Origin of the sequence: Qingshengfaniella alkalisoli (assembly GCF_007855645.1) — a bacterium.
GTDB lineage: Bacteria > Pseudomonadota > Alphaproteobacteria > Rhodobacterales > Rhodobacteraceae > Qingshengfaniella > Qingshengfaniella alkalisoli.
In genome coordinates, this window is the sequence record NZ_CP042264.1 from 250095 (window position 1) to 266732 (window position 16638).

The 16638-nt window shown below is 58.1% G+C and carries 15 protein-coding genes and 1 pseudogene; 3 read left to right on the forward strand and 13 right to left on the reverse strand.

Annotation, left to right across the window (positions count from 1 at the left end; translation table 11 throughout):
• Window positions 1–8: 8 nt before the first annotated feature.
• The 13 genes and pseudogenes from FPZ52_RS16125 to ccoN all read right to left on the reverse strand — a co-directional run bounded on the left by FPZ52_RS16125 (window position 9) and on the right by ccoN (window position 13265).
• Window positions 9–1016 (reverse strand): ABC transporter ATP-binding protein, encoded by a 1008-nt coding sequence (locus FPZ52_RS16125; RefSeq protein ID WP_146366630.1) that lies wholly within the window; start codon window positions 1014–1016, stop codon window positions 9–11.
• A gap of 4 nt (window positions 1017–1020) precedes the next feature.
• Complete coding sequence (locus FPZ52_RS16130; RefSeq protein ID WP_146366716.1) at window positions 1021–1845, reverse strand: carbohydrate ABC transporter permease; 825 nt, start codon at window positions 1843–1845, stop codon at window positions 1021–1023.
• Between the two features lie 5 nt (window positions 1846–1850).
• Window positions 1851–2813 (reverse strand): carbohydrate ABC transporter permease, encoded by a 963-nt coding sequence (locus FPZ52_RS16135; RefSeq protein WP_146366631.1) that lies wholly within the window; start codon window positions 2811–2813, stop codon window positions 1851–1853.
• Between the two features lie 79 nt (window positions 2814–2892).
• Window positions 2893–4164 (reverse strand): ABC transporter substrate-binding protein, encoded by a 1272-nt coding sequence (locus FPZ52_RS16140; RefSeq protein ID WP_146366632.1) that lies wholly within the window; start codon window positions 4162–4164, stop codon window positions 2893–2895.
• Window positions 4165–4276: 112 nt separating this feature from the next.
• Complete coding sequence (locus FPZ52_RS16145) at window positions 4277–5305, reverse strand: substrate-binding domain-containing protein (RefSeq protein ID WP_168201393.1); 1029 nt, start codon at window positions 5303–5305, stop codon at window positions 4277–4279.
• A 72-nt stretch (window positions 5306–5377) separates the two neighbouring features.
• Window positions 5378–5539 (reverse strand): cbb3-type cytochrome oxidase assembly protein CcoS, encoded by a 162-nt coding sequence (gene ccoS, locus FPZ52_RS16150; RefSeq protein WP_146366634.1) that lies wholly within the window; start codon window positions 5537–5539, stop codon window positions 5378–5380.
• Window position 5540: 1 nt separating this feature from the next.
• A pseudogene (locus FPZ52_RS16155) lies at window positions 5541–7761 on the reverse strand (heavy metal translocating P-type ATPase).
• 1 nt (window position 7762) lies between these two features.
• On the reverse strand, window positions 7763–8224 hold the full coding sequence (locus FPZ52_RS16160) for a FixH family protein (protein ID WP_146366636.1): 462 nt from the start codon (window positions 8222–8224) through the stop codon (window positions 7763–7765).
• A complete protein-coding gene (gene ccoG / locus FPZ52_RS16165) occupies window positions 8224–9663 on the reverse strand; it encodes a cytochrome c oxidase accessory protein CcoG (RefSeq protein ID WP_146366637.1) in 1440 nt (479 codons plus the stop codon). Before ccoG ends, FPZ52_RS16160 begins: the two co-directional genes overlap by 1 nt.
• Window positions 9664–9792: 129 nt before the next feature.
• Window positions 9793–10704 carry a cytochrome-c oxidase, cbb3-type subunit III gene (gene ccoP, locus FPZ52_RS16170; protein ID WP_146366638.1) on the reverse strand — a complete coding sequence of 304 codons (912 nt, stop codon included), beginning with the start codon at window positions 10702–10704 and terminating at the stop codon, window positions 9793–9795.
• Between the two features lie 11 nt (window positions 10705–10715).
• Window positions 10716–10919 (reverse strand): cbb3-type cytochrome c oxidase subunit 3, encoded by a 204-nt coding sequence (locus FPZ52_RS16175; RefSeq protein WP_146366639.1) that lies wholly within the window; start codon window positions 10917–10919, stop codon window positions 10716–10718.
• A gap of 6 nt (window positions 10920–10925) precedes the next feature.
• Window positions 10926–11651 (reverse strand): cytochrome-c oxidase, cbb3-type subunit II, encoded by a 726-nt coding sequence (gene ccoO, locus FPZ52_RS16180; protein WP_146366640.1) that lies wholly within the window; start codon window positions 11649–11651, stop codon window positions 10926–10928.
• 12 nt (window positions 11652–11663) lie between these two features.
• On the reverse strand, window positions 11664–13265 hold the full coding sequence (gene ccoN / locus FPZ52_RS16185; protein WP_146366641.1) for a cytochrome-c oxidase, cbb3-type subunit I: 1602 nt from the start codon (window positions 13263–13265) through the stop codon (window positions 11664–11666).
• Between the two features lie 285 nt (window positions 13266–13550).
• On the opposite strand from ccoN, the gene FPZ52_RS16190 reads away from it, so the two are divergent.
• Genes FPZ52_RS16190 through mmsB form a run of 3 tightly spaced genes read left to right on the forward strand, consistent with a single transcriptional unit; the run spans window position 13551 to window position 16638 of the window.
• On the forward strand, window positions 13551–14714 hold the full coding sequence (locus FPZ52_RS16190; RefSeq protein ID WP_146366642.1) for an isovaleryl-CoA dehydrogenase: 1164 nt from the start codon (window positions 13551–13553) through the stop codon (window positions 14712–14714).
• Complete coding sequence (locus FPZ52_RS16195; protein ID WP_146366643.1) at window positions 14711–15769, forward strand: enoyl-CoA hydratase/isomerase family protein; 1059 nt, start codon at window positions 14711–14713, stop codon at window positions 15767–15769. Before FPZ52_RS16190 ends, FPZ52_RS16195 begins: the two co-directional genes overlap by 4 nt.
• Complete coding sequence (mmsB, locus tag FPZ52_RS16200; RefSeq protein WP_146366644.1) at window positions 15766–16638, forward strand: 3-hydroxyisobutyrate dehydrogenase; 873 nt, start codon at window positions 15766–15768, stop codon at window positions 16636–16638. The genes FPZ52_RS16195 and mmsB overlap by 4 nt, the downstream gene beginning before the upstream one ends.

The window sequence follows — 16638 nt, forward strand, 5'->3', positions numbered from 1 at the left end:
GCGGAGGATCAGCGAATTGGCTGACCGTCCGTGTCGAAGCGGTGTAAAAAATCAGGCTTTGCCCGCAGTTTGATCTGAGTGCCGTGCTTGATATCGCGCTTTCCCGGGCGACGGACGACCAAAGGCTCGCCTTCGGCGATATCGACGAACAGGAAGTTATCAGAGCCGAGATCTTCGGCATGAATGACCTTGCCCGTCCAATCTGCCGTACCCTCATCAATTACGTCGATATGCTCCGGCCGGATGCCCAAGGTTGTGCACTCCGCTCGTGCGGCAAGGTCTCCCGTCAGGAAATTCATCTTGGGGGATCCGATGAAGCCCGCGACAAACAGGCTGGCCGGGCGCTCATACAATTCCTCCGGTGTCCCCACCTGCTCGACCAGCCCGTCCCGCAGCACACAGATGCGGTCGGCCAGGGTCATGGCTTCGACCTGATCATGCGTGACGTAGATCATCGTCACCTTATCCATCTCATGGTGGAGCTTGGCTATTTCCAGTCGCGTCTGGACACGAAGGGCCGCATCGAGGTTCGATAGCGGTTCATCGAACAAGAAGACGCGAGGATCGCGTGTGATAGCCCGGCCGATGGCCACGCGCTGTCGCTGACCACCGGACAGTTGTTTTGGCAAGCGGTCTAGTAAATGGTCGATTTGCAGCAGCTTGGCCGCGGCCTCCACCCGTGCCTTCACATCTTGAGCCGAAGCCTTCGCAAGCTTCATTCCGAAAGCCATGTTGTCGTAAACGGTCATATGCGGATAGAGCGCATAGGACTGGAAAACCATCGCCACACCGCGCTTGGACGGGATCACGTTGTTCACCCGCTGACCATCAAACATGAGATCGCCGCCAGTGATATCTTCCAGCCCGGAAATAAGACGCAAGAGCGTGGACTTGCCGCAGCCGGACGGGCCAACGAAGACCATGAACTCTCCGGGTTCTATGTGCAGGTCGATCCCCTTGATGACCTCTAGCGCACCGTAGCTTTTACGAACGTCTTTAAGTTGGATTTCAGCCATATGATCAGCCTTTGACACCGCCAGCGGTAAGACCCGCGACGATCTTGCGTTGGAAGATGAGGACAAGAAGAACGAGTGGCACCGTCACGATGACGGATGCGGCCATGATCGTGCCCCATGGTGTTTCGAATTCGCTGGCGCCAGACAGCAATGCGATGGCGACCGGAACCGTGCGTTGCGCTTCGGACGCGGTAAAGGTCAGTGCGAAGAGGAACTCGTTCCATGCACCGATAAAGGCAAGCAGCCCCGTTGTTACCAGCGCGGGCCAAAGAAGCGGCATGAATACCTTTGTGATGATGACCCAAGGCGTTGCACCATCCATGATGGCGGCCTCTTCGATTTCCATCGGCAAATCCCGCATGAAGGTGGTCAACACCCAGACCGTAAAGGGCAGCGTGAAAATCGTGTAGCTGAGGATCATCGCCCAAGGCGTGTTGTAGATGCCCAAGAACCGCACCAGCTCAAAAAGGCCAGCCAGCACGGCGATCTGCGGAAACATTGACACCGCAAGGATCGTCATGAGCAGGAGAGCCCTGCCCCGAAACCGGACTCTCGCCAAAGCGTAGGATGCTGTGACCGCCAGAAACAGCGCGAAGAGCACGGTTGTCGTCGCGATGAAAACCGAGTTGACGATGCTGCGGGGGAAGTTCCGACTGGTCAATACGGCGGTGTAGTTGCCCCAGTCAAACTGTGTCGGAAGGTAATCTACCCGAAACAACGCTGTGCCCGACTTAAAACTTGTGATCACCGCATAGTAAAAGGGAAAGATCGAGATCACCACGATCACGACAACCAACAGGTAGAAGGCCATCTTTTTGACGTAATCCATTGCGGTCATTTTCGGCCTCCCCCGCTTAGATCAACCTTGCCGAGCCAGATATAGGCCGAGACGAAAATCGCGATCATGGCGAACAGCAACGTCGACTGAGCGGACCCATAGGCGAACTTGTCGAAATCGATCAGGTTCTCGCGACTGATAACGGACATGGTCTTGGTCGCCGCCGAATTCGGCGTCAGCACATAGACCAAGTCAAAGATCCGCAATGCGTCCAGCATCCGGAAGATCACGGCCACCATCAGCGCGGGCTTCACCAGCGGCAGGGTCACGCGAAAGAAGGTCTTGATCGGATTGACCCCGTCCAGCTTCGCAGCCTCGTATATGTCGCGCGGGATCATTTGCAGACCGGCCAAACACAGCAATGCCATGAAAGGTGTAGTTTTCCACACATCTACAACGATGACAGCAATCATGGCGGTTTCGATATTCGCGGTCCACGCGATCTTTTGTTCGATCAGCCCCAGACGCAGCATCATGTCGTTGATGATTCCGAACTGATCATTGAGCATCCAGCCCCACATCCGGGCGGATACGATGGTCGGGATGGCCCAGGGAATCAGGATCGCCGCACGCACGAAGCCCCGGCCCTTGAACTCAGCGTTCAGCACCAGCGCCACGATCAGACCAAAGAAGGTTTCCAGTGATACTGAAATCACTGAGAACTTGACCGTGTTCCAGACTGCGTTCCACCATGCCGGGTCGACCAAAGTGCCGCGCCAGATCACGCGACCGGAGCTGAGCTGTCGATAGGACAGGTAGTTGTCGAACCCGATCCATTCGCCGCCATACAGATTGGTCAGCGACGTGTTGGTGAAAGAAAAGTATATCGTGCGCATCAACGGCCAAGCCGCGACGATCAATAAAGCAACCAGCATCGGGGCAAGGAACCAGAACGCGGATCTTGCGCGTTGCTGTGCCAAGCTGCGATCCCGCACGACGGAGTCTTCCGGTAGGCTCATGGCAAATATTCCGGATCAAGCGTGACTTGAAGAGGCGGGCAGCCACGGGCAGCCCGCCGGGAGGACTGTCGCGCGTGGCTTACCAGCCACCACCTTTCAAATCCTCAAGCTCAAGCTCCAGAAGTTCGAGGTTCTCGGCTGCCGTGCCATCACCTGACAGCGTATTGTGAACCGCCGACCAGAATTTGGACGATACCTCATTATACTTCACCTTGGTCGGTGCAGAGGGGCGCGGAACAGCCTGGAGGAACACGTCTTTCCACTGCGGGATGATCGGCTGCTGCTCCGCAATATCCGCATCGTCATACAGTTCGATGATCGTCGGCAGGTTCGACGCGATCAGGGTGCGTGTCTTCTGTGCTTCCTTGCCGGCCAGGTAGAGCACCAGCGACGTCGCGGCCTCTTGGTTCTGCGAATACTTGGATACGGCCACGTTCCAACCGCCTAGTGTCGCGGCGGATTCGTCATTACCGCCGCCGGTTGGCAGCGTAGTCGCACCGAACTTGCCCTTTACCGCAGAATCGTCGCTGTTGCCGAGCGTGTAAGCGTAGGGCCAATTGCGCATGAAAACCGCGTTACCCGTTTGCCAGACGCCACGCGCTTCTTCTTCCTGATAGGCCAGCACACCTTCAGGCGAGATCGTTCCGGGCCAGCTTGCCGCCAGTTCCACAGCCGCAATAGCCTGATCATTGTAGATCGAGATGGTCCCATCAGGTTCCACGATCTGCCCACCACCAAAGGACTTGACCCATTCCAGCGCGTTACACGTCAGTCCTTCGTAGGCATTCCCCTGCCAAACAAAACCCCAAAGATCGGAATTGCCTTCCGCGCGTTCAGCATCCTGGATCATCTGCGCGGTTTCTGTCAGTTCTTCCCAGGTCTTGGGAACTTCGGCACCGTGCTTCTCCAGAAGGTCAGTCCGGTAGTAGAGCGCCGGCGCATCGGTGTAGATAGGAAGGGCGACAAGGCGACCGTCCACGGTCTGGCTTTCAATGATGGACTCGAAATGTTGCGGTGCCAGATCCGCGGCCGCCTCGGTCAGGTCAATGAACTGATCGGCAAGTTGTGGAGCCCAGATGACATCAGTTTGGTAAACATCGATGTCTTCGTTTCCAGCAGCAAGCCACAGGCGATACTGACCGAACTGGTCCGTGGTCGACGACGGCATTGGCACCAACGTGACCGTGTGGCCAGTGGCTTCTTCCCACGGCTTCACAATTTCCTTGAAGTTCTCGACCGCGTTACCGACGATACCTGAGACATACGTAATCTCGTCCGCCGCAGCAACTCCACCCAGCAAAACACTGAACGCGACCGAGCCGTAGAATGCCTTCCTGATAGTCTGCGCCATAACTGTTCCTCCCTTGATGGCACGAAACGATATCTTTGTTCTCTGTTCTCCGAAACGTTTCGGATTAGTGGTAGCAAGCGCTTGACGATTCCGTCAACAGAATTCTTAGGGGTCAACCCTTCTTGGGTGACGTAGCGGAGCCTCGCTCGATGAACTCAACGTCACCGACGCTTTGCAATTCGCTCAGCGGGCGCCCCCGTATCCGGCCAGTCAAATATTCCGCGAGCGGCGCCCAACTCTCGGATAGTGGCGCACGGGTAACGGTAAGCGGTGGATCGAACGCCGTGGCGCGCACATCAGAAAAATCATCGTCATGGGCAACCACCGACAGATCATCGGGCACGGACAGTCCCAATTCTGCCGCAGCTTTATAGACCCCGCTGACGATCAGGGTGCTGCTGCACAGGATCGCTGTCGGAGGATCGTCAAAGCTGCACATTTGCACGGTCGACACCAGACCCAACGGTTCCGTCATGCGCCCATGTCTGATCAAATCAGCATCAACCGAAAGACCTGCGCGGCGCAGGGCAGCGCAATAGCCGATCTCTCGATCACGCGCGTAGCTACGGTTTTCCAGACCGTTGATCAACGCGATCCGACGGTGACCCAGCCCGATCAGGTATTCCGTCAACCGAACCGCAAGACCGTGATTGTCAATGTCGAAATACGGGTACTGCGGGGCATCCACCGTGCGGCCGTGCACGACCAGGGGAACGTCCTGTTCTTGCAGATAGGTAACGCAAGGATCATCCACATACGGCTCTATAATAACGAACCCGCCAAGAGATCCACCATGGATCAGCCGATCATACACATCGATAAGTTCTGTCCCCTCCGGCGCAATATGCAGAACGAACTGCATGTCCCTGCTGGAAAACTGCAACGACAATCCCGTGACCGTTTCCAAGAAGTTCCGGTTGGTCGTAATCCCTGAGTAGTTCTGGGACACCAAACCAACCATCGCGGATCGGCCCGACACCAAGGCCCGGGCAGGCAGGTTCGGGCGGTAGCGGAGCTGTTCCGCAGCCTCCATGACACGGACACGGGTTACCTCGGACACATCCGAATGACCATTCAGCGCGCGGCTGACCTGCGTGACGGAAATACCCAGATGATTGCTGATGTCTTTAAGTGTAGCCATGCGCCCCTCGTTTCGAAGGTATAGGCACAAATGGGCGTGGCACCCAAACATCTTTTACTGACGACTTGGGACCTAATCCTGCGGCGGTTCGTCATCCCAATCGGAATTAAGGATGCGGCGGCTGTCGCCCTCGGGGTCGTCATACTGGTTCGACCGCAACGTCCAGATGAAGGCGATCAGGCCAACTGCCCCCAGAAAAAGCGATGCCGGAATGAGATAAACCAGAACATCCATGTCAGGCGTCGTTCCGCCACTGCCCCAGACGCAGCGCATTCAACGATACGGTCACGGAGGATGTGGACATCGCCAGCGCCGCCATCAATGGCGTTGCGAGACCAGCAATCGCCAAGGGCACAGCAAGGATGTTGTAAAGCGTCGCAATGCGGAAATTCTCATGAATACGCTTGGTCGCTGTCAAAGCCACATTGCGAGCATCGAACACAACGGAAATGTCGTTTCCTATCAGCACTATATCCGACGCGACACGGGCCGCATCCAGGGCGCTGGCTGGTGAAATCGACACATGAGCGGCCGCCAAAGCTGCCGTATCGTTCAGCCCGTCACCGATCATCAGAACCTTGTGGCCGTCCTTCGTCAACGCCTGCACCGATGCGGCTTTGTCCTGCGGCAACATTCCAGCGCGATGGTCATCTATGCCAAGGCTCTGTGCCAGCTTGCCGACCGGCCCCACCCCATCCCCTGACAACAACATGGTGCGTAACCCGCACGCGCGAAGCTGTTGTATCAACTCCGCCGCACCAGGGCGCGGGTTGTCGATGGACACGAATGGGACAGGCGCGGCATCGCCGATACGTAGCCACGACGTCGATAGAGATTGCGGCGCATCTACAGCACCAACCCATTCGCCGCGCCCCAGTCGCACGACAAGCCCCCGCCAAACCGCTTCGACACCATAACCGGGATGCTCACAGATATCGGTCAGCTTGGCGGGTTGAATACCTTCAGCATGGAGCATTTTCACCAAACCCTTCGACATCGGGTGTGCTGACCCGGTCGAAAGGGCCAGCGCGATGGCTAGATCGTCCGGAGAAACTCCGGCGGGCAGCTCGGGTTTGGGTACCCCCAGCGTCAGTGTGCCCGTCTTGTCGAACACGACGGTATCGATTTCGGCCAAACGCTCCAGCGCTGTGCCATCCTTGATCAACAATCCATTGCGGAACAAGCGACCCGAAGCCGCTGTCGTGACCGCAGGGACAGCCAATCCCAATGCGCAGGGGCATGTAATAATCAGAACTGCGGCAGCGATGTTCAACGCAACCCGCATATCGCCGGTGCCAAGATACCAGCCGAGGCAAGACAGCGCAGCAAGGATATGCACGCCCGGCGCATAGAGCCGTGCAGCACGATCCGCCAAGGAAGAATAGTTCGCACGCCCGCTTTCGGCGACGGCCACGAGGTCGGCGAGCGCATGCAGGGAACTGTCCTTGCCCGCCGCGCTGACCCGTACTACGATCGGACCCGTCAGGTTGATGTCCCCCGCGCTTAGCGCCACGTCGAGACCGGCAAAAACAGGTGTTGTCTCTCCCGTCAGAAGCGAGCGGTCGACCTCCGTCTCACCCTCGGCCACCACGCCATCGGCTGGCAAACGCGCACCGGGCAGCACACGGATCAGATCACCGGGGCGCAGCTCAATCACCCTGACCACATGATCGCCATCTGCATCGACGCGCATCGCATTCGGCAGTTCCAGCGCTGCCAGCTCTGCGGCCGCAGACTTTGCCGCGGATCGCGTACGATGATCCAGATAGCGCCCCGCCAGCAGGAAGAAGGTCAGTGTCAGGGCGGCGTCGAAATAAGCGTGCTCGCCGCTATGAGCCGTTTCATATAATGATGTCCCAAGCGCCAAAAGGATCGCCAAGGCAATCGGTACATCCATGTTCATGTGCTGCCGCCGCAGCGCCGACCATGCGCTCACGAAGAACGGCTGCGCGGAAAAGGCAATGGCCGGAAGTGTGATCGCTGCCGAAATCCAATGGAACATGTCCCGCGTGGAGTCGACCGCACCAGACCATACCGCGACCGACAACAGCATGACGTTCATCGCGGCAAATCCAGCGACACCCAATCGCATCAGCAGATCGCGCCCAGATCGATCCGCATCGGCCCCCTTCAGTGTTGTCGCATCCAACTCATAGGCATCATACCCAGCATCGTTCAGCACACGGATCATGTCATCCGCATACACCGAACCCTCCGCGTCAATAATCGCGCGTTTCAGCGTAAGGTTAACCCGAGCGGACTTAACACCAGACTGCGCGTTTAGCGCTCGTTCCACCCTTGAGATACAGGCAGCACAATGAATGGCCGGAACCGACAAAAGGATATGCGCATCCGCTTCAGACGGCAGGTCGACGATCTCACCCCGATACAGCAACACAACCCGGACAGGCGACTGGCCGAGGACCATTTCGACCGGATATGTCGCTCAGGGCCATCTCAGTTCCGCTCGTCCCGGATATAAAGCGGAATACGCTGACGAAATTCCGTGCCGTCCTCCGCGACGGCGATCAGACGGATGTTCCAGTTACCCGGTTCCAGCTTCGCCGGTGCGATGAAGGCATCTCCATCCCACGCAAAGGCGGGGTTGATGTCGTCATGCGTGCTGGTCGCCCAGCCGACCGTCGCCAGAACCGAAGCCGCGTGAACGGGCCTGCCGTCCCCATCTGTGATCGCGATACGCAGCATGCCATTGTCATAGGAGGCGGCGATATCCCAACCCAAGGCAAGCTGTACGGCCCGCTTGCGGTCGAATTCCTGGCTGGCAACATAGGAATTGGCGACCTCCAGACCAGGAAAGGTACGCACCGCTTGCACGGCAAGCACGAGGTTCACGCCGATAATCACACCAAACGCCGCCGCCACGCCGATGAAAACCTGTTTGCCCGTCAGAGGCGCCATTACTGTCCCGTTCCCGTAAAGACCGTCGACTTGCCAACCCGTTCATTGCTTTGCGGATCAGTCGCCCAAATCGTCAAACCCGTGTTCTGCGTCATCGCGGCAGCCGAGCCCGGCGCAGCAGTCACATAGACCCTCACCAGCTGCGTCGCATCGGGCGCCACGGTCGCAATCTGATTGTCGGAGCCTTCCACCGACAAGGCAAGCTCTGCGTCAGACGCGAAAGAAATCTCGAACGCGCGCTCATCACCATGCTGGTTGCCGATGCGCACATCATAAGTGTTACGAATGGTCCCATCTGACAGCGTTACATAGACCGGATTTCGCACCGGCGCGACGGACAGGTTAATGTCCGACCGCATGAACAACGCCACAAGCATCGCGACGCCAAACCCGGCCCAAAGGACGGTGTAAAGAATCGTGCGGACCCGGAAGATGTGCCGCCACACGGGGGTCGGTTTTTCGCCGGCGCGCTCGTGCGGCTCGTCCGACAGGGCGAGATAGTCGATCAACCCACGCGGCTTGCCGAGCTTGGCCATCACCTCGTCGCAGGCATCAATGCAGAGAGCGCATGTAATACATTCCATCTGCTGACCGTCGCGGATGTCGATACCAGTCGGGCAGACATTCACACAAGCGTTGCAGTCGATGCAGTCTCCCAAGGCCGTACCATCCTTGGCCACATCAGACCCCGGCCGACGATGACCACGCGGCTCGCCACGCCAATCGCGATAGCCGACAGTAAGGGTCTGTTCATCCATCATGGCACCCTGAATTCGAGGCCATGGGCACATGTAAATACAGACCTGTTCACGCATGAAACCACCGAACGTGAAGGTCGTTGCAGTAAGGATAGCAATGGTCGAATAGGCCACCGGATGGGCCTGCCCCGTCACCAGATCATGGAGCAACGTCGGAGCATCGGCGAAGTAGAACACCCAAGCCCCGCCCGTCGCAACCGCGATCAGAAGCCAAGCGGCCCATTTGGTGATCCTGAGACGCGCCTTCCGCACATCCCATTTCTGCCGGAGCAGACGAATGCGCGCGTTCCGGTCGCCCTCGATCCAACGCTCGACAAGGATGAACAGGTCTGTCCAAACCGTCTGCGGGCAGGCATAGCCGCACCACACGCGTCCAAGGGCCGAGGTGAACAGGAACAGCCCCAATCCTGCCATGATCAACAGCCCGGCGACGAAGTAGAATTCATGCGGCCATATCTCGATCCAGAAGAAGAAAAAGCGGCGACCGGCCATGTCCACAAGCACCGCTTGATCTGGCAGGTTCGGCCCGCGATCGAACCGGATCCACGGGGTCACATAATAGATCCCCAGCGTGATCAGCATGATGATCCATTTGAGCCGTCGAAACTTTCCCGAGACGCGCTTCGGAAATATCGGCTCCCGCGCCGCGTATAGCGATGGTGCTGGGTTCGTGTCGCTCATCTTCGGCACCTGTTCCTTGTTGGTCTGTGCCGCCGCAGCGCAGATCAGTCATGATGCTGAATCTGGGCCACTGGTCGGAAAATGGAATGCGGCAAAGTGGCGGTGTCGTTTTGTCGCGCTTCCTTATATCTACTGCACGGTTGTATCCGGCATGTCTTCGCTCTCGTCGGTGGCCATTTCCTCGCCCCCGCCAAGCTGGTGAACATAAGCGGAAACCGCGTTGAGCTGCGCATCGCTTAACCGGCCGGACCAGTGCGGCATCACTCCATAACGCGCATAGGTGACGGATTCGACCAACGTATTGTAATCGCCCGAATACAGCCAGATCGCGTCGGTGAGGTTGGGCGCGCCTTGTGATCGATCACCCGTTCCGTCATCCGCATGACAGGTGGCGCAATTATCTGCATAGAGTTGCGCGCCGGTTTCAGCCGCGTCGGCATCCCTTGGCTCACCCGACAGACTCATCACGTAATTAACGACCTGGTCGATTTCTTCGCGCGAGAGAATTTCACCGAAAGCTGGCATCTGCGAAAAGCGTGCATCGGGATCTTCTTCATTACGAATACCGTGCGCGACGGTGTAGTGAATGTCCTCAATCGTACCGCCCCAGAGCCAGTCATCGTCCAGCAAGTTGGGAAAGCCCCGCGCACCCGCAGCGCCCGATCCATGACACTGAGCGCACCAGGTCCGGAAAATCGCGCCACCTGCATTGATCGCATACTGGTTCAGTTCCGGATCGTCCTCGATCGCATTCAGATCAGCGCCCGCGAGCTGAGCGTTGATCTGGGCATTTGCCTCGTCCACGGCCGCAATGTCCCGCGCCACTTCCTGGCGCGTAGAAAAACCGAGCAAACCTGGTGTGGCTTCCCGGATCATCGGCCAAGCCGGGAAGGCGATGGTGTATCCGATGCCCCAAACGATGGTCGCATAGAAGGTCCAGAGCCACCAACGCGGCATTGGATTGTCGTATTCCTGAATCCCATCCCATGAGTGGCCGGTAGTGGGAATTTCCTGTTCGCTTTCCGGAGTTTTCTTGCTCATGCGCCGTTCTCCTAGGCTTTCCCGTTCTCGTCACGGGTTGGCTCGTCCTTGTCGGACGCGGGCTGATCCTGATGGCGAAAGATTGAATTCGCCGCGTCGTCGAATTTTCCGCGCTTTCGTGTCAGCACCCAGATGACCACCCCGACGAAGAACAGCGTCAGGAACAGGAGCATCCAGCTATCCGCGAATTGGCGCAGGAATGAATAGTTTTCCATCGTGCATCACCGACTTTCGTCCGGAGTGAAGGTCGAGAAATCGACAAGCGTACCAAGCATTTGCAGATAGGCCACCAGCGCATCCATTTCCGAGATGCCGGGCTGCATGTCGAAGTTGCGCACCTGCGCTCCAGGGTAGCGCTCCAGCACCGCGTCATAGTCGCTGTCGGGATCAGCCTGCGCCCGGAAGTCGGCAGAAGCGTTTTCGATCATCTCGTCGCTGTAGGGCACGCCAACGGCCCGGTGCGACCTGAGCAGATCTTCGATGTGATTCGAGTGGATCGGCGTGCGTTCCAGGAAGGCATACTTCGGCATAACCGATTCAGGAACGACCGACTGCGGATCCTTCAGGTGTTCCACATGCCATTCATCCGAGTAACGTCCACCGACCCGCGCCAGATCCGGCCCCGTGCGCTTAGACCCCCACTGGAACGGATGATCATACATCGATTCCGCGGCGAGGCTGTAGTGCCCGTAGCGTTCGACTTCGTCCCGCATCGGACGGATCATCTGGCTGTGGCACACATAGCAACCTTCGCGGACGTATATCTCTCGTCCGGTCAGTTCCAGCGGTGAATAGGGCCGGACGCCTTCAACCTCTTCAATGGTGTTTTCGAGGTAGAACAGCGGCACGATCTGCACCAGCCCGCCGATCGTTACGACGATGAAGCTGAAGATGAACAGCAGCGTTACATTGGTTTCCAGAACCTTGTGCTTATCAAGAATTGCCATGGTCCTGTCTCCTTATTCCGCAGCCACGGTTGTGGTGCTGGCCTTTTTCGGCTCAGCCCGCGTTGCGGTCATCCACAGGTTGTAGGTCATGATCAGCGCGCCAGCGACATAGAGCACCCCGCCAAGCGCGCGCACTACATACATCGGGAACTTGGCCGCGACCGTGTCCGCGAAGGAGTTCACGAGGAAGCCATTCGCATCAACTTCACGCCACATCAGGCCTTCCATGATGCCGCTGACCCACATCGACGACGCGTAGAGAACGATACCGATCGTGGCCAGCCAGAAGTGCCAGTTCACCAGCGACAGCGAATACAGGCTCTGCCGTTTCCACAGTGCCGGCACCAGATAGTAGAGCGCACCGAAGGTGATCATCCCGTTCCAGCCAAGCGCGCCGGAATGGACGTGACCAATGGTCCAGTCGGTATAATGACTGAGCGAATTGACCGCGCGGATCGACATCATCGGCCCCTCGAAGGTGGCCATGCCGTAGAACGCGACCGCAATCACCATCATGCGGATCACCGGGTCGGTACGCAGCTTGTCCCACGCGCCCGACAAGGTCATCAGCCCGTTGATCATGCCGCCCCAGCTCGGCATCCACAAGATCACCGAAAACACCATGCCAAGCGTCGACGCCCAGTCGGGCAGCGCTGTGTAATGCAGGTGGTGCGGGCCAGCCCAGATATACAAGAAGATCAGCGCCCAGAAGTGGATGATCGACAGCTTGTAGCTGTAGACCGGGCGCTCCGCCTGCTTGGGAATGAAGTAGTACATCATCCCCAGGAAGCCGGCGGTCAGGAAGAAGCCCACCGCATTGTGGCCATACCACCACTGCGTCATGGCATCCTGGACGCCAGCGAATGCCGCCACCGAACGCGATCCAAACAGTGACACCGGCAGCGCCAGGTTATTGATGACATGCAGCATCGCGATGGTGACGATGAAGGACAGGTAGAACCAGTTCGCGACATAGATGTGCGGCTCTTTGCGTCGCGCGATAGTGCCCAGATAAATGACCAGATAGGCGACCCAGACGATGGTCAGCCAAAGGTCAATATACCATTCGGGTTCTGCGTATTCCTTGGACTGGGTGCCACCGAGCACGTAACCCGTCGCCGCCAGAACGATGAACAACTGGTAGCCCCAGAACACGAACCAAGCCAGATTGCCGCCCCAAAGCCGCGTCGCGCAGGTTCGCTGGACCACGTAGAATGACGTTGCAATCAGCGCGTTGCCGCCAAAGGCGAAGATCACCGCTGAGGTGTGCAGCGGGCGAAGGCGCCCGAAATTCAAATAGGGTTGCGCCCATTCGAAATTGAGAACCGGAAACGCGAGTTGAAAGGCAATGAATGTGCCCGCCACAAAGCCAACCACACCCCAGAACACCGTGGCAATGATGCCCGCACGGATCACATCATCCATATAGCCGGACCGATCCACAACCCGTTTCGGCTCATCGATCCGGCGCAGGGTCCACAAGAAGAGCCCACCCGAAATCAGCATGATCAGAAGCGCGTGGACATTATAGGACAGATCCCGCGCGAAATTCGCCGCAATCGCGGCAAAAAGCGTCATCAGCCCGAACAGAAGTAGCTTAAGGTAATCTGCCATGCTCGCGTTCCTTCGCTGGCGCCCGTTAAGCGCGTAGCCAACATCTCAGCCGAAGGACGGCGGGCGGTTGACGCGAAACGGATATAGCCGTGATTTCGATCAACTTTACTTTACTGTAGTTTGCCGAAGTATCATCATGACACAAGGCCGCAGTGCGATTTCTTTCGCTAAACGTGTGATTTAGTTGTGTGACTTGGTCATATGCGCTTCGCGATTGCCTCTCCTGACCGTTGCTCATAGGCTTGATGAAACACAGGGTCGACTGAACAGGGGAAGGAGCAGTCGATGTTCGATTCATCTATGGCGTTTGATCTCGGTGACGACATCCATGCACTGCGGGAGTCCGTCCATCGCTGGGCACAGGATCGCATCGCGCCAGTGGCGGCAGAGATCGACAAGACCAACGTATTCCCGAACGAGCTTTGGCCGGAACTGGGTAACATGGGCCTGCTCGGCATTACGGTGCCGGAAGAATTCGGCGGCGCCGATATGGGGTATCTGGCGCATTTGGTCGCGCTCGAAGAAATCTCACGTGCATCGGCATCGGTCGGCCTGAGCTACGGCGCCCATTCAAACCTGTGTGTCAACCAGATCAAGCTGAACGGGTCCGATGCCCAAAAACACCGCTATTTACCCGATCTTGTCAGCGGTCGGAAAATCGGCGCATTGGCCATGTCTGAAGCAGGCGCCGGATCCGATGTCGTCAGCATGAAGCTGAAAGCAGAGCGCAAGGACGGCTTCTATCTGCTGAACGGCACAAAATACTGGATAACCAACGGCCCGGACGCCGACACGCTGGTTGTCTATGCCAAGACGGATCCGGACGCCGGGTCAAAAGGCATCACCGCATTCATTGTCGAAAAGTCAATGAATGGGTTTTCCACCAGCCCCCACTTCGACAAGCTGGGCATGCGCGGATCCAACACGGCAGAACTCGTGTTCGAGAACGTGGAAGTCCCGTTGGAAAACGTCTTGGGCCAAGAAAACGGCGGTGTTCGAGTGCTCATGTCCGGTTTGGACTACGAACGTGTCATTCTGTCCGGGATCGGCACGGGCATCATGGCGGCCTGTCTGGACGAGGTGATGCCTTACGTCGCGTCCCGCAAACAGTTCGGCGAAGCCATCGGCAGCTTCCAACTGATGCAAGGCAAGATCGCAGATATGTTCACCAGTCTCAACACCGCCCGCGCCTATGCCTATGAAACCGCGAAGGCCTGTGATCGGGGACAGATAACACGTCAGGCCGCAGCGTCCTGTGTGCTCTACGCCAGTGAACAGGCGATGGCGGTTGCGACGCAGGCCGTGCAAGCGCTTGGCGGTGCGGGCTTCATGAACGAGTCCCCCGTCAGCCGACTGTTCCGCGATGCCAAGCTGATGGAGATCGGTGCAGGCACGTCCGAAATACGCCGCATGCTGATCGGGCGTGAACTGCTTGCGGCGGCTCAATGACTTCATCCACCCCAACGGTTCGCATAGAGACGACTGGCAATGCCGGGCGTATCACGCTGACGCGTCCCAAGGCGCTGAACGCGTTGGACCGGGGTATGTGTCTTGCGGTCACACGCGCACTCGACTCGTGGGCAGAGAACGACACCATATCGCTCGTAATTCTGGCGGCGGAGGGCGACAAAGCCTTTTGCGCTGGCGGTGACTTGGCCAAGATCTACCATGCGTATCTGGCCGGCGACATAGACGCTGCCACACAATTTTGGCGTGACGAATACCGGATGAATGCACGGCTGGCCAATTTTCCAAAACCGATCGTCAGCCTGATGCAGGGCTACGTTATGGGCGGCGGCGTCGGACTGGGTTGCCATGTGTCACACCGTATCGCGTGTGAAAGCACGCAGATGGCAATGCCAGAGGGAGCCATCGGATTGATCCCTGACGTCGGTGCAACACGCCTACTAGCCAACGCACCCGGACGTGTGGGACTTTACATGGCGCTCTCGGGCGCGCGTCTTGATTCAGCGGACGCGATACATGCGGGCTTCGCAGATTGGCATGTTCCGCGCGACCGCTGGCCCGAATTGATCAACGCCCTGGCTGACACCGGCGATACCACCGCAATTGGCGCTTTCTCGTCCGGTCCGGAAAAATCCGCCATCGCCACTCAGCAGGCCGAAATCGACCGGATGTTCAGCGGCTATGACCCTCGCTCGATCATCGCCGAGCTAAATGATGAGGGCTCGGAACTCGCCCTTCAATGCTCCGAAAAGCTGCAGGCCGCCAGCCCTCTTTCGCTTTTTTGTTCTGCGGCCCTGATCAAAGACTTTCCGGCAGGTGGCACGGTTGAAGACGCATTGCACGCTGAGTTCCGCTTCACCTCCCGCGCCTGCGAATATGCCGATCTGATCGAGGGGATTCGCGCGGTCTTGATCGACAAGGATCGCACCCCAATGTGGCAGCATCAGCGGCTCGAAGACGTTACCGAAGATGATATCGAACAGATGCTGGCGTCGCTTGGCGCGCGGGAGCTAAGCTTCAGAGGGAGAACACCATGAAAGTCGGCTTCATCGGGCTCGGAAACATGGGCGCGCCGATGGCCAGAAATCTGGCGAAGGCGGGCCATGACGTGCAGGGCTTCGACCCGGTCGCGCGGATGCCGGATGGAGTTTCCAGTGCAGCCACTGCCGTGGAAGCGGCTGCTTATGGCAAGGTTGTCATCACGATGCTGCCGAATGACGAGATTGTGCTCGACGTTGCCCGTCAGATCATGCCCGCGATGCGCCGGGGAACGATCCTTCTGGATTGCTCTACCGTGACCGTCGATGCGGCATGCCAACTGGCTGCACGCGCCACGCAAGGAGGGCTCGACGCAATAGATGCCCCGGTTTCCGGCGGAATTGCAGGCGCAGCGGCAGGCAGCCTGACCTTCATGGTTGGCGGATCAAAAGATGCGCTGGAAACGGTAACGCCGCTTCTGGACATCATGGGTGGCCGGATCGTCCACTGCGGTTCCAACGGAGCGGGACAAGCCGCGAAGATCTGCAACAACATGATTCTGGGCGCGACCATGGCCGTGACATGCGAAGCCTTTGCCCTCGCCGACGGGCTTGGGCTGGATCGCGAGAAGCTATTCGATGTCGTTTCGACGTCCTCGGGATCAAGTTGGTCAATGAACAGTTACTGCCCTGCTCCGGGCGTAGGACCGGTATCCCCATCTGACAATAACTACCTGCCAGGGTTTGCAGCCGAATTGATGCTCAAAGACCTCCGTCTATCGCAACACGCCGCCGAGGCGGTTGGCGCGATGACTCCGCTAGGTGCGCGAGCGATGGAACTATACTCGGAATTCGTCGAACAGGCGAACGGGCGCGGGCGTGACTTTTCCGCCCTCTTGCCCTTTTTCACCGACCGGAAGCGCGGATAG

Coding starts and splice junctions, on each gene's coding strand:
- FPZ52_RS16125 (WP_146366630.1), bottom strand. CDS start 1,016: ATGGCTGAAATCCAACTTAAAGACGTTCGTAAAAGCTACGGTGCGCTA.
- FPZ52_RS16130 (WP_146366716.1), bottom strand. CDS start 1,845: ATGGATTACGTCAAAAAGATGGCCTTCTACCTGTTGGTTGTCGTGATC.
- FPZ52_RS16135 (WP_146366631.1), bottom strand. CDS start 2,813: ATGAGCCTACCGGAAGACTCCGTCGTGCGGGATCGCAGCTTGGCACAG.
- FPZ52_RS16140 (WP_146366632.1), bottom strand. CDS start 4,164: ATGGCGCAGACTATCAGGAAGGCATTCTACGGCTCGGTCGCGTTCAGT.
- FPZ52_RS16145 (WP_168201393.1), bottom strand. CDS start 5,305: ATGGCTACACTTAAAGACATCAGCAATCATCTGGGTATTTCCGTCACG.
- ccoS (WP_146366634.1), bottom strand. CDS start 5,539: ATGGATGTTCTGGTTTATCTCATTCCGGCATCGCTTTTTCTGGGGGCA.
- FPZ52_RS16160 (WP_146366636.1), bottom strand. CDS start 8,224: ATGGCGCCTCTGACGGGCAAACAGGTTTTCATCGGCGTGGCGGCGGCG.
- ccoG (WP_146366637.1), bottom strand. CDS start 9,663: ATGAGCGACACGAACCCAGCACCATCGCTATACGCGGCGCGGGAGCCG.
- ccoP (WP_146366638.1), bottom strand. CDS start 10,704: ATGAGCAAGAAAACTCCGGAAAGCGAACAGGAAATTCCCACTACCGGC.
- FPZ52_RS16175 (WP_146366639.1), bottom strand. CDS start 10,919: ATGGAAAACTATTCATTCCTGCGCCAATTCGCGGATAGCTGGATGCTC.
- ccoO (WP_146366640.1), bottom strand. CDS start 11,651: ATGGCAATTCTTGATAAGCACAAGGTTCTGGAAACCAATGTAACGCTG.
- ccoN (WP_146366641.1), bottom strand. CDS start 13,265: ATGGCAGATTACCTTAAGCTACTTCTGTTCGGGCTGATGACGCTTTTT.
- FPZ52_RS16190 (WP_146366642.1), top strand. CDS start 13,551: ATGTTCGATTCATCTATGGCGTTTGATCTCGGTGACGACATCCATGCA.
- FPZ52_RS16195 (WP_146366643.1), top strand. CDS start 14,711: ATGACTTCATCCACCCCAACGGTTCGCATAGAGACGACTGGCAATGCC.
- mmsB (WP_146366644.1), top strand. CDS start 15,766: ATGAAAGTCGGCTTCATCGGGCTCGGAAACATGGGCGCGCCGATGGCC.